16 protein-coding genes are annotated in these 12432 nt (G+C 25.0%); 4 read left to right on the top strand and 12 right to left on the bottom strand.

The features are described 5' to 3' along the window. The coding region (locus D9T19_RS13490) for a cbb3-type cytochrome c oxidase subunit I (RefSeq protein ID WP_205588728.1) at positions 1-288 on the bottom strand (288 nt) is incomplete at its 3' end. Positions 289-515: 227 nt separating this feature from the next. Here D9T19_RS13490 and D9T19_RS14865 point away from each other — a divergent pair. Next, positions 516-677, top strand: coding sequence for a helix-turn-helix domain-containing protein (locus tag D9T19_RS14865; RefSeq protein WP_121628808.1), 162 nt, complete (start codon positions 516-518; stop codon positions 675-677). A 313-nt stretch (positions 678-990) separates the two neighbouring features. On the opposite strand, the gene D9T19_RS14820 is transcribed toward D9T19_RS14865, so the two are convergent. The 3 genes from D9T19_RS14820 to D9T19_RS13510 form a co-directional block, all read right to left on the bottom strand. Further along, positions 991-1116 (bottom strand): hypothetical protein, encoded by a 126-nt coding sequence (locus D9T19_RS14820; RefSeq protein ID WP_228198013.1) that lies wholly within the window; start codon positions 1114-1116, stop codon positions 991-993. A gap of 92 nt (positions 1117-1208) precedes the next feature. Continuing rightward, a complete protein-coding gene (locus D9T19_RS13505) occupies positions 1209-1565 on the bottom strand; it encodes a hypothetical protein (protein ID WP_121628775.1) in 357 nt (118 codons plus the stop codon). Between the two features lie 255 nt (positions 1566-1820). Beyond that, positions 1821-3386, bottom strand: coding sequence for a cache domain-containing protein (locus D9T19_RS13510; protein WP_121628776.1), 1566 nt, complete (start codon positions 3384-3386; stop codon positions 1821-1823). Positions 3387-3451: 65 nt separating this feature from the next. Between D9T19_RS13510 and D9T19_RS13515 the strand changes: the two genes are divergently transcribed. Beyond that, positions 3452-4138 carry a response regulator transcription factor gene (locus tag D9T19_RS13515; protein ID WP_121628777.1) on the top strand — a complete coding sequence of 229 codons (687 nt, stop codon included), beginning with the start codon at positions 3452-3454 and terminating at the stop codon, positions 4136-4138. Between the two features lie 21 nt (positions 4139-4159). Here the strand turns inward: D9T19_RS13515 and D9T19_RS13520 are convergent, their stop codons facing one another. Then, complete coding sequence (locus tag D9T19_RS13520; protein ID WP_121628778.1) at positions 4160-5035, bottom strand: EI24 domain-containing protein; 876 nt, start codon at positions 5033-5035, stop codon at positions 4160-4162. Next, positions 5032-5940 (bottom strand): radical SAM/SPASM domain-containing protein, encoded by a 909-nt coding sequence (locus D9T19_RS13525; RefSeq protein ID WP_228198014.1) that lies wholly within the window; start codon positions 5938-5940, stop codon positions 5032-5034. The genes D9T19_RS13520 and D9T19_RS13525 overlap by 4 nt, the downstream gene beginning before the upstream one ends. A gap of 108 nt (positions 5941-6048) precedes the next feature. On the opposite strand from D9T19_RS13525, the gene D9T19_RS13530 reads away from it, so the two are divergent. After that, positions 6049-6372, top strand: coding sequence for a hypothetical protein (locus D9T19_RS13530; RefSeq protein ID WP_121628780.1), 324 nt, complete (start codon positions 6049-6051; stop codon positions 6370-6372). 14 nt (positions 6373-6386) lie between these two features. On the opposite strand, the gene D9T19_RS13535 is transcribed toward D9T19_RS13530, so the two are convergent. Both D9T19_RS13535 and D9T19_RS13540 read right to left on the bottom strand, forming a co-directional pair. Continuing rightward, positions 6387-7124 (bottom strand): hypothetical protein, encoded by a 738-nt coding sequence (locus tag D9T19_RS13535; RefSeq protein ID WP_121628781.1) that lies wholly within the window; start codon positions 7122-7124, stop codon positions 6387-6389. 3 nt (positions 7125-7127) lie between these two features. Next, positions 7128-7664 (bottom strand): hypothetical protein, encoded by a 537-nt coding sequence (locus D9T19_RS13540; RefSeq protein WP_121628782.1) that lies wholly within the window; start codon positions 7662-7664, stop codon positions 7128-7130. A 232-nt stretch (positions 7665-7896) separates the two neighbouring features. Here D9T19_RS13540 and D9T19_RS13545 point away from each other — a divergent pair, with 232 nt between their 5' ends. Next, the gene (locus tag D9T19_RS13545; protein ID WP_121628783.1) at positions 7897-8307 is read left to right on the top strand and encodes a winged helix-turn-helix transcriptional regulator; all 411 of its coding nucleotides are present in this window, start codon (positions 7897-7899) and stop codon (positions 8305-8307) included. On the opposite strand, the gene D9T19_RS13550 is transcribed toward D9T19_RS13545, so the two are convergent. The 4 genes from D9T19_RS13550 to D9T19_RS13565 are packed head-to-tail and all read right to left on the bottom strand — an operon-like array spanning position 8304 to position 12361. Continuing rightward, positions 8304-8891 (bottom strand): nucleotidyltransferase family protein, encoded by a 588-nt coding sequence (locus D9T19_RS13550; RefSeq protein WP_121628784.1) that lies wholly within the window; start codon positions 8889-8891, stop codon positions 8304-8306. The two genes, D9T19_RS13545 and D9T19_RS13550, sit on opposite strands and share 4 nt — an antisense overlap. Next, the gene (locus tag D9T19_RS13555) at positions 8878-9768 is read right to left on the bottom strand and encodes an XdhC family protein (protein ID WP_121628785.1); all 891 of its coding nucleotides are present in this window, start codon (positions 9766-9768) and stop codon (positions 8878-8880) included. The genes D9T19_RS13550 and D9T19_RS13555 overlap by 14 nt, the downstream gene beginning before the upstream one ends. Before the next feature lie 6 nt (positions 9769-9774). Continuing rightward, positions 9775-11907, bottom strand: coding sequence for a molybdopterin cofactor-binding domain-containing protein (locus tag D9T19_RS13560; RefSeq protein ID WP_121628786.1), 2133 nt, complete (start codon positions 11905-11907; stop codon positions 9775-9777). Between the two features lies 1 nt (position 11908). Further along, a complete protein-coding gene (locus tag D9T19_RS13565) occupies positions 11909-12361 on the bottom strand; it encodes a (2Fe-2S)-binding protein (protein WP_121628787.1) in 453 nt (150 codons plus the stop codon). Positions 12362-12432: the final 71 nt, after the last annotated feature.

Here is a 12432-nt window from a genome sequence, read left to right on the forward strand (position 1 = left end):
TAAAAATGGAGATTCTTTTAAAGAAACTTTTAATACTCTTTGCCCAATGTAATACCATCCAGCAAAAACACCACTTAGAGTAAAACCAAAAGTAACAGCATTTGTGTGAATAGGTCTTAATCTACTAAATGTACCATACTCCCCAGCTAAGTTACTTAACTGTGGAAACGCCAATTGAAACGCAAGTATAACACCAAATGTCATACCTATAATACCAAACAGAATTGTTGCAAATGTAAAGGCTTTTGCAACTGAGTAATCGTACTCAATTTGTGCACCGTTTTGCATAAATATCCTTCTCCTATCTTTATATATAAGATTATTTTAAAAATTATTAATTAAGATAATGTACAAATAATTTTATATTATTTTGCAGTTTATATTTTTTTGGTGTCCTTTTGGTGGTATATAAAAGTAAATATTTTTAATAGTATTTTATGTAACATTTACTTGACAAATAAAATATAAATAAATGATTGGTTGGGTATCTTATGAAAAAAACATCGAAAGAATAAATTTTAAAAGAATCTATAACTTTCTTTAAACAAAGAGGTTATCACAATACTTCTATATCAAATATTGCAGAATCATGTGGTCTTTTAAAGGGTAGTATTTATCATCATTTTAAAAGTAAAACTATCTGTGAAGTTAAACATTCAGTAACCTCTTACTTTTAGAACAGCTTTCACTAATTAAAAGATTGTTCTAAAAAGAGTTGAGAAGTGGAGCATATCTTCAATGATACGATAAATATAGTTTTTCATGCCGTTATTTGGTATGTATATAGTATTACGAGCTACCTGAAAGAACTTAGATAACCATTCAACAGATTTTCTTTTTTCTTTGTAGCTTCAAATTTTACAATGACATCTAACATTGTAAATAACTACCTGCTGGAGATATTGTATCAATATTTTGTGTAATACTTTAAAATTTACATCTTTTTTTGTAAGAACTTTGTAGTATTATGAAGGGATATCTCAGACCTTGCTAATCTAGCAAATTTTGTAATACAAAGTACATCATAATCTTAAACTGTTCACGATTTGATTCATTCTTTCCTGACCTTTTTTCAGAGAAAATCTTTTCGTATCCTGAACTCTTGAATTGATCAATTTGATTCTCAAGATTTTGACTTAAAGTTGAAACTCTTCCATAACCTACATTTTAATCGTTAATATATTTTAAAACATTTATTTAATTAAAAATTATTCTATAATAAAATCTTGAAGATTATTTTTACCATAAGTAATATTTTCATTTGATTTTTTTATAGTATCTACAATTATTCCAATTAGAGTTTTTACCCCTTTTGTTTTTTCTGGATCGGTAAGAGGAAAAAGGCGTACCGTTACTGCATTTTCTTTTGATGATAGTTGCACAAAAAAGTTTTGAGGTTTTCCATTTTCAACTACTACGCATTCTATTAAAGCAGAAGTTCCTCTTCCACTGATATATTTATCCGTAATTTTGAGTATTCCATCTTCTATTTTATGTGCATCCAATTCAATAGTATCAAAACACTCTTGTACATTGTTTGCTTTTTCTAAAACTATATGTGGCATATTTATATCCTTTTTATTTATTATAGAATAAAAAGAAAGTTATTTGTATGCATAAAATGTCATTTGATATTTTCTTGATATTAATTATTTACCATCATTTAAATCAACTGGTTCCTTTATTAGAATAAGAGCATTTTTTGCAATATAATTCTTTTCAAGAATAAGAATTGGAGCAATTACTAGTTTAAAATGGGAAGATGTAGATTTAGATAAAAAACTTATATCAATTAAAAGAACAAGAGAAACACCCTATTTTTAGGTGTTTACATCTTTGGGAACATGTATTCCAAATTTTGCTCCATTTCTAGTATTTCTAACTCTTAATTTTCCTTTCATGTTTTTATCTACAATAATTTTTGACATATATAAACCTATTCCTGTACCATTACTACCATCTTTTGTAGTGAAATATGGTTCAAATATTTTTCCTTTTGGTTCAACTGTAATCCCACCTGCATTATCTTCAATAAATAAAACAACATATTCAGGTTCTTCATATGCTGTAATCTTTATTTGTGGATCTTTAATTTTTTTCTCGATTAAAGCATCTTTTGCATTTTTAAATATATTTAAAATCACTTGCTCATATTCATTTAAATAAGTATTAAGTTTTGTATTTTTATTAATATTAATCACTACATTAATTTTATCGTTTTTAAGAGAACTTGATATAATTGTCATTACTGAATCAATTGCTTTATATACATAAAATTCTTCTTTCTCTTTTTTTGGCATAAAGAAATTTCTAAAATCATCAATAGTATGTGACATATATTCTAAAACTTTATCTGCTTCTTCTGATTTTTTTTGCATTATCTTATCATCAAGAGCATTAATGCTATGTTTAAATTTAAGATACATTAAAATTGATGATAACTCAGATAAAGGTTGTCTCCATTGATGCGCAATATTTGATATCATTTCACCTAAAGCTATAAATTTTGACTTTTGGACTAGAAGTTGTTCCTTCTCTCTATTTTTTTCTACTTCGTCTTTAATCTTTTTTTCTAAACTTATATTTAAATTTTCTAACTCTTCAGTTTTAATTTTTACTTTATTTTCATATCTTTTTAGAACTTCATCAATTTTTTGTGAAACTGCAATTGATATTAATATACCAAGAGATAAGAACATAATAAATAAAACTACGTTTTGCCCTACTTGTTTTTTAATACGAGATTTTAAATGTTTTCTTTTTACAGCAATTTCTTTTTCTACATCATCTGTATATACACCAACTGCTAAAACCCAATTCCAATTTTTATAATATTTAAAATATGATAATTTTTGTTTTACTTCTTTACTACCTGGTTTTTTATATGTATATTGAGTATATGATTCATCTTTTTTTCTAATATCTTTTAAAAAATTTTCTCTAAACTTTACACCATTTGTATCTTTATAATTTGTAGATATTAATTTACCTATAAGTTCGGGTCTATTAGGATTTACAAGAAGTGTTGCAAAATCATCTCCTCCGTTTAACTTTTTGATTTCATATACAAAAAAATAGTTACTTTTATTCTTTTCAAATCTAATGTTATTAAGTAAGCGTATTGCATCTGCTTTTTGTTCTTTTTCACTTGCATTTGTTATTGCAATATTATAATTTAAAATATCAAGAACAGTATCAACTTCTTTTTTAAGTGTTTTTTTCTTTATTTCATAATACTCTTTTTTAAAAATTTTCATCTCCGATTCAAAATTCTCATAAGTATTTTTAACATAAAAATATGTAATCATAAAAATCATTGAAGACATTATTATTATAAATATATATATAGTAATTTTTGATAAATTTTTTTCCGTTATTAATTTCAATTTTTTCCTTGTTAACCTTAATTATGCTATGATAACATAAATTTTCTGACAAGGATTTTTATTATATGCAAGATACATTGATTAATAAACTTAGTGCATTTAAAGTATTATATGCAGAAGATGAAGCTGGAATAAGAGAAAATATTAAAGAAATATTAGAGCATTATTTCAAAGAAACTTACACTGCTGAAAATGCAAATGAAGCTTATTTAAAATATCTACAAAACAAACCTGATTTAATTATTACAGATATACAAATGACCGGAGAATCTGGACTTGATTTAATAAAAAAAATTAGAGAGTCTGATTCAAAAACAAGAATTATAATTACCTCTGCTTACACAGACTTAGAATATATGCTTCAAGCTACAGAAGTACATCTAATCAAGTACATTATAAAGCCAATAACTCACGATAAATTAATAAATGCATTAGAATCATTTGTTAAAAGTTATGATGAAAATAAAATATATAATCTTACTGAAAAATGGATTTTTGATTTTAGTAAATCTATAATATCAAATAGTGAAGAAGAGTTTAATCTAACAAAAAAAGAATCTTTATTTTTAAAACAATTAATTACAAAAAATAGAATTATTACATATGAAGAAATGGAAAATTTAATTTGGGATGAAGACTCAGTTATGACTCCAAATGCAATGAGATTATTTATAAAAAACTTCCGAAAAAAACTTCCACTTAAATCTTTAAAAAATGTTCAAGGGACAGGATATATATTAAATAGAGAATAATATTTATAACAAATAAGTTAACTATGAGTTACTTATTTGTTTTCTAATATTTGAATTTTCTAGCTCTTTAATATTTTTTATATCATTGTTATGATTTTTATCATTCATTTTTGAATCTGGGATATCTAATTTATACATTTCATCAAGTTTAATAAAATATCCATGACCTAAATATATAATATAAAATACTGCTGTAAATAAAGTGATAAATGGAATCATCGAAATAAAATATAAAACTAATGTTCTAAATCTTACAGTATTTGCCTCTTTTTCGTAAATTATCTTATACTCTTTTTGACTTAATATTGTAGATGAAACATCATAATTTAACAGTTTGTGAAAGAAATAATATAAAGGTAATGAAAATGCAATTAAATTTATTAAAGGTACAAAATATAAGGGAATAAAAAGTATAAATAATAAAATCATCATTAATAAACTTTTAAATAAAACCCATAGAGGTGAAAATAATGTCCCATATCCATGAAGAGTTAGATGAGAATAATGTTTTTGATGTATTTTTTCTAAAATAGTTGGTGTTAAAAAACCTATTACAACAATAGAAAAAATTACTGATATATTTAACACAATAATCGTTCCAATTGTATATAATAAAAAACCTGCAATATAAGAAGTAAATGAGTATTTAAACAAAAATACAATCAAATAAGTAGCCCACACGAAATAAAATGGAGCACTTTCATCAATAACTATTTCTTCTCCATTTTGTGAAGCTTGAGCTATTTCTTGCAAGGTACTTATTCCAAAGTCTGCTGCTGTAAAAAATAATATATACATAAATATCATTGTAACAATTAATGGTATCAATGCAATTTTTAACATCTTAGAAGTTAAAAAATCTTTTACACTTCTTGAAAAAATATCTATTTCACTCAAACTATTTCCTTCTCTTTTTTATCAAATCTAGTTCTATATTCACATTTCTGACAAAGTTCTTCTACAACCTCACCTTTTCTAAAACCATTTTGTATTTTTTTTACTCTAGGTGAAGTTAAAATATCTTTTAATTGAGAATCATTTGTATTTCCTAAATTGATACACCCATTTTGGTCTAAACAACAAGGGACAACATCACCTGATGTTAAAATACCAAAATGAGAATCTAAACCATAACAAAAACCTTTATCAGAAACAAAATCATTTTCTAAACTAGGCCAATTAAAATATTCATCAAAATTAAAAAATATTTTTCTTGCAATTCTAATATTTTTAGGTCTATTTTTATATACCTCTTCAATATCAATATTTGTATCAAAACTTTCATTTATTCTCTTAAAAACTAATGAATTAAATTCTTTTGCACTTTTTGATTCATCTAAATTCCATATTCTAAAGTTTATAAAATATTCATGCTTATTTTCTTGTGCATATTTTACAAAATCTAGTATTGGATTTAAGTATTCATCTAGTGATTTTTTATGAGAATTTGCATTATATGAATTTATTGAAAAGTTTATTTGTTTAATAGTTTTATTCATTAAAGCATCATAATCTTTGGGACCAATTTTATTTGCTGTTGTTGTAATATTGACTTTTAAATCATTTTTTAAACTAATATTTAAATATTCATTTAAATTTGACAAAACTAAAGGATCACCAACTATATGATAAGCTAATTCTTTTGTATAAGGTTTTAACTGCTTATTTATATCTTCAAATTTTTCTAAAGACATAATTCCATTTGGCAGAATTTTTGGAGGACAAAATGTGCATTTTAAGTTACATATATTTGTAATTTCTATATGAACTTTTCTAAATTTTTTAATAATATTAACCTTAATTGTTTTTTACTGTGATTGTATCAAATCCTTAATAAAGACCTAATCAAGAAGTAACCAAGCTTTTATTATAATGCACATAATTAAAAAGTTTTAACAAGGGTATAAAGAATGGAAATGATTTTAAATGAGAATGATTTAGTTGTCGGTGCACAATTTGAAAATGGAACAATACAAGATTATATAGATGAAAGTAAAACTTATGGATTAATTAGAATTGAAGATGCAACAGCAAATTGGTTTTTATTTAATAAACAAGAAAGTGATGATGAATTACAAGAATTATATAAAAAGGTTTTAAAAGAAAATCATTTTATTCAAGATGATTTTGGTGAAGAAATTGTAATCTTCAATAAACAAGGTAATAAATCTTTTGATGATTTTAGTAAAAAGATAGATGGATACTTAAATGATGAAATGGGAAATATTTTTTAATCCCATTTCTAAAACTAGTTTATAAAAAGCTTTTTATAAACTGTATCAAAATTCTGAATATGCTTTAAATTAAACTCATTTTCTTTTTGTTCTGTCCAATACAAAAATCGATTTCTTAATTTATTTGTATTAATTAAGAACTCTACATTATATGCCGTCGCTAATATATTATTATTACTTGTGTCAATGAATTTATATTCTATCTCATTATAAAAATTTGGAAATAAACTCTTCTTTATACTTTTATTAATCGTATATCTTGCTTTTTGATTTTTGTTACTTAATAATAAATTATCATATTTATAAACATTTAAAAATACTCTTTTATTACTATAAATATATTTATTATATTTGTTTTTAACCGTTGAAATATCAATGAATTTATTTATATATGTTTCATGAAAACTAGCTATTTTATTTTCTTCATTTTTTGTTAAAAATGATTTGCTTAATGGATAATTATAGATTCCAATCGTGGATAAACTATCAATTTTACCACTATAATCTCTTTTTGGATAAAAATATATCGTTCTATTTGATTTTATAATTTCATAATAATTTTTAATTACATACTTAAATATTATATCTACATACATAACACTTAATAAAGATATTAGAACAATAATAAAAATAATACGGTATTTAAACAATCTATAAATTAAAAAACTAATAAAAAAACAAAAAGAAATATATGATAAATTAGCTGGTATAAATAAAAAACTTTCAGGAATTATTAATTCTAAAGATGGCACTAATTAGCCTAATAAATAAGGTAAATCTCTTTTTAAACTCTCTAATAAATTTTTATTTAAAAAGAATTTAGAATAACTTTTATCCTCATTTTGATAGCAAAAAGCACAAACATATCTATTTCTTTTTATTAATTCAATTGATTCTTCTAAATTAACTTGTAAATCTTCATTGTTTATATAATAATTGTACATTTCATTTAAATTTTCATCTAAATCATTATCTTTTAGAAATACAATAGAATCACTCATAAACTCAATAACATTTTCACCACTTTGCTTAATATTTAAAAATGCACTTTTAACATCAGAAAATCTCATATCAAATTTTGCACCAACTAAAAGTAACTCTTTTAAATTTTTCAAATCGTTTTCTTGAAAATAATATTGTAATAAAAGGTCTAAATAATGCTCTCTAATATCTGATGGTAAATCTTCAATATATTCAAATACTTCATTTGCATCTTTTATTTTATTATTATCAATTAGTTCTTTATGTAATACACCAATTTCTGCAATTATTTCATGTAATCTATCACTCATATAATACCTCATTATAATTTGTCTTATTATATCAAAAAATTATTTTATTTTGATTCTTTATTATTAGATTTTTTATTAATATAAATATTACAAAAGAATATAAAATAAGTTTTTATTATATAATAAAAACTTAAACACATTTGCTAATTACTAATATTTCTTTTACTGTAATTTTTGTAAGTAATGGAAATTGATAATATTTTAGATATAATAAAAATTATAAAGGATAACAATGTATAAAATTAATAATAAAGAATTTGAGTGTTCAGTTGCAGTAACACTTGATATATTTAATGATAAATGGAAATTATTTATTATATGGAATTTATTAGCTCAAGCAAAGAGATTCAAAGATTTACATGAAATAATTTCAGAAATATCACAAAAAACTTTAACAGTAAAATTAAAAGAATTAGAAGAAAAAAATATTATAAATAGAGAAGTTTTTGCACAAGTTCCTCCTAAAGTTGTTTATTCATTAACACCTGCTGGTGAAAGATTAAGACCTTTATTTAAAGATATGTTCTATTGGGGAATATCTTATGTAAAAGAACATGGAGAAATTACAAAAGAGACTAAATGTTGTGAAACTGAAGTTTCTAAAAAAATTGGATGTGAAATAGATAAAGATTTTTTAAACTAAACCATATTATTTAAAAGATTTAAATAATCCTTTTTTGTATCAATATCTATTGAGTATTTATCATCCAAAGGTATAAAATCCAAAGGATTTTCTTCTAAGATATTTCTTGCACCCTTATCACCTTTTAACTGTTTTAACATAGAATAATATTTATTTGGAAATATCGAAGGGACAGCAAATTTATTTTGGTATTTAGAACATATTATTATATCTTCATTCTCTTCTGATTTTTTAATTAATTTTAAATAATGACTTAAAGGAATCAAAGGTTGATCACTTAGCATAATCAAAACTTTATTTGATTTTTCTAGCTTAGATATTCCATAGGATAATGAAGACCCCATTCCTTCTTTATAATTTGGATTTATTTCTATTTTTATTGGAAAGTCTTTTATTTTATCTTTTATTTTATCACTATTATAACCTAGCACAACAATTACATTCGAGCTAATTTTCAAAGCATTTCCAAGTGCAATTTCAATTAAAGTTTCATTTCTAATCTTTAGTAATTGTTTACTTTCACCTAAACGAGATGAACTTCCAGCTGCTAAGATTAATACTGCTAAATTATTAGATTTTTCCATTTTTCCTAGCTTCTATTTGTGCGCATATTGAAAGAGCTATTGATTCGTGAGTTATTCCACCAATATCAAAACCAACAGGAGCAAAAAATCTTTTATCATTTTGAAGATTAAACTTTTCTATTTTCTTTTGCATATTCTTTTTATTTCCTAAAATTCCAATATATTCTACACTTGAACTAAGTAAAGCTTTCAAATATGTATCATCTGTTATTGGAGAATGACTTAAAATAACACAAGCATCAAAACAGTTTAAATCTTTTTCTAAAATATCTTCAAGTTTTTCTAATTTTATTAAATTATTCGCATCTTTTACATATTCATTTTTCATATTAATATCAATAACTGTAGTTTCCCAAGCCATTAAATTAGCCATTTGAACTAAAGATGTTACATGAGAACCTGAACCAAAAATCAATAAAGAATAAGGCTTTTGAATTTTTTGATAAAATATATTATTTTCAAGTTTTGTTTCACAATCTATATCAGATATTTCAAAACTATCATCTAAAATATTACGACATAAAGTCTTTCCAAAATTTTTTAGACATAATCCTAAAGCCAAATAATCTTCATCATAAAAAAAAGGCTGAATAAAATACTTACTAATACCATGACCTGAGTTTTTATCTTTTGGTATGTTTTCAAAATAAACAGATTTTTGTGATTCTAATGTAGTTTTTGCTAACGCTAGAATTTCATTATGTAAAGAAGGACTTCCTAAAACACCTATAAACTCACCCTTTGAGTTTATAAGTATCATATTTCCTTTCTTTGCATAAGTAGAACCTATTGTTTCAATAACACTAGCTCCTACAATATCTAAACCTTCACTTCTAGAATTTTCTATAAATTCTAAATACTTTTTATTACTAAACAAATTATATTAAACCATTTTTATTGGCATTGATGTATATAGTTTTCCACTTGCATCAAAAATTGCATTTGCAACAGCGGCTAAGATAGGAGGAGTTCCAGGCTCACCAATCCCACCAATTTTTGCACCTGAATTTATAATACTTACTTCAATATCAGGAGCATCTGAAATTCTAGTAACTGTATAATCATAGAAATTACTTTGAACAGTTGCACCATCTTTAATAGTAATTTCACTGCTTAGTAGTGTCGCAAGTCCAAAGTTAATAGAACTAATCATTTGATTTTCAACATTTTGAGGATTAAAAGCAAATCCACAATCAATAGAACACCAAACTTTTTCAACTTTGAAGTCATTTTTTGTAACTCGTACTTTTGCAATTTGAGCACAAATACTTCCAAATGATTCAACGATAGCAACACCGTATCCTACATTTTCTTCTTTTTTTCTATTTTTCCAATCTGCTTTTAAAGCCACATCATCAAGTAAATTTATAAATCTTTTATTTGTTAACATAGATTTTCTATACTCAATTGGATCTTTTTTTGCAATAAATGCTGCTTGGTCTATACTACATTCAACTGTTTGAGCAGTTTGTGTATGACCAACTGATCTCCACCAAAGTACAGAAATTGGAGATTCCATAGTATAAGCTTGCATATTATGACTATTTATATCATAAGGATGTGTAGCTAGTCCTTCTTGTTGTGCACCATCAACTCCATCTTTGTACAACATTGCAAAAGGTGAACCTTTGAAAATAGCTTGACTTGCAACTTTTGCATCAAAAGCAGTAATATCACCATGTTCATCTAAAGCTAATTTAACTTTATTTTTATATTTTGGTCTATAGTTTCCAAGTTTAATATCATCTTCTCTAGTCCAAAGTGTAAGAATTGGATAACCTTCATCTTTTGCTACAAAAAGCCCTTCTACTGCAAAATCCATATTTATAGCACCACGTCTACCAAAACCTCCACCTAAATATGGAGTATTATAAGTAATATCTTCTGCTTTTACACCTAAAATTTTTAATGCTGCACCAAAAGCTAAAGTTTGAGATTGAGATGTTGACCATAAAATTGCTTTTCCATCTTTATGATGTGCTGCAAAACTTAAAGGTTCCATTGGTGCATGAGCTAAAAATGGAAAATCATAATCAAGTTCTATTACATTTGAAGCTTCTTTAAATGCTTTTACACTATCTCCATCTTTTCTCATAGATGCACCCTCTTTTTTCATTGCATCTTCATACTGCTTATCCATATCTTCAGTACTTATTTTTGCAAATTCACCTAAATCCCAATCAACTTTGATTTCATCTAAAGCAGTTTTTGCGATATACCAAGTATCTGCAATTACAGCTATTCCTGATGGAATTTGTTTTACTTTTATAACACCAACTTTTTTCTGTGCTTTACTTGCATCAAAGCTTTTAATCTTTGCGCCAAATACTGTAGGATGTAAAACTGCTGCATATTTTAAACCATCAACTCTTACATCTATTCCAAAATCTGCTTTTCCTGTAACTTTTGCTAATGCTTCTTTGGGATGTCTTGAATGTGGTTTTCCTATTATTTTACAATCTTTTAAATCTTTTATTTTAGGATCACTAGGAACTTTTATTGAAGCTAAATCAACTACAAATTCTCCAAAAGGAAGTTCTTCTTTTGTTCTTTTATTTATAAGCTTTGAATCTTTTGTTTCAACATCATAGGCTCTTACTTTCCATTTTTTTGAAGCTGCTTGTTTTAACATTGTATTCAATACAGCACCAATTTTTCTCATTTCTAACTGTTTCGCAATAATTGAACTTGAACCACCTGTAATCATCAAAGGACCATAAAAATGATTATAAACAGGTGCAACTTGAGCACCTTTGAAGTTAATTTCTTCCCAATTAACATTTAATTCTTCTGCAATACACATAGCCAAAGTTGTATAAGTACCCTGACCCATTTCAACTTGTCCAAAAATAAAGTTAATTGTATTATCAGATTTGATTTCTACAAAAGCATTTGGTTGTAAACTTGACTCTTTTTGTGTTATGTCTTGGGCTCTTGATTTACTTGGAATATAAAAACCAATAACAAAAGCAGAAGTAGCAAGCGAACTTGTTTTTAAAAAATCTCTTCTTTTCATATTACACCTCAGCTCTTGCAGCTTTTATAGCTGTTTTTATTTTATTGTATGTTCCACATCTACAAATATTTCCATTCATAGAAGAAAGAATCTCACTATCACTTGGTTTTGGATTTGCTTTTAGCAATCCTGCTGCATTCATAATTTGTCCAGATTGGCAATATCCACATTGAACAACATCTTCTTGAATCCAAAATTTTTGAAGTTTTTGAACAGTTTTATCCTCTGTTGTTTCAATAGTTGTGATTTTTTTATTTTCAAGTGAAGAAATAGCAGTTGAACAAGCTCTTATAGCCTCGCCATCTACTAATACAGTACATGCTCCACATTGTCCAACTCCACAGCCAAACTTTGTACCTGTTAGATTTAAGTTATCTCTTAATACCCATAGAAGTGGAGTATTTGTATCTTCTATATCTATATCATAAATTTTTTCATCAATAGTTATTTTCATAAGTTTTTTATTCCTTTTAAAATAAGTTGTTATATATGTATTTTATCAATAAATTTACATAAATTGAATAT

Source organism: Poseidonibacter antarcticus (genome assembly GCF_003667345.1).
Lineage (GTDB): Bacteria > Campylobacterota > Campylobacteria > Campylobacterales > Arcobacteraceae > Poseidonibacter > Poseidonibacter antarcticus.

Coding starts and splice junctions, on each gene's coding strand:
- D9T19_RS13505 (WP_121628775.1), bottom strand. CDS start 1,565: ATGCCACATATAGTTTTAGAAAAAGCAAACAATGTACAAGAGTGTTTT.
- D9T19_RS13550 (WP_121628784.1), bottom strand. CDS start 8,891: ATGGAAAAATCTAATAATTTAGCAGTATTAATCTTAGCAGCTGGAAGT.
- D9T19_RS13560 (WP_121628786.1), bottom strand. CDS start 11,907: ATGAAAAGAAGAGATTTTTTAAAAACAAGTTCGCTTGCTACTTCTGCT.
- D9T19_RS13545 (WP_121628783.1), top strand. CDS start 7,897: ATGTATAAAATTAATAATAAAGAATTTGAGTGTTCAGTTGCAGTAACA.
- D9T19_RS13565 (WP_121628787.1), bottom strand. CDS start 12,361: ATGAAAATAACTATTGATGAAAAAATTTATGATATAGATATAGAAGAT.
- D9T19_RS13540 (WP_121628782.1), bottom strand. CDS start 7,664: ATGAGTGATAGATTACATGAAATAATTGCAGAAATTGGTGTATTACAT.
- D9T19_RS13530 (WP_121628780.1), top strand. CDS start 6,049: ATGGAAATGATTTTAAATGAGAATGATTTAGTTGTCGGTGCACAATTT.
- D9T19_RS13515 (WP_121628777.1), top strand. CDS start 3,452: ATGCAAGATACATTGATTAATAAACTTAGTGCATTTAAAGTATTATAT.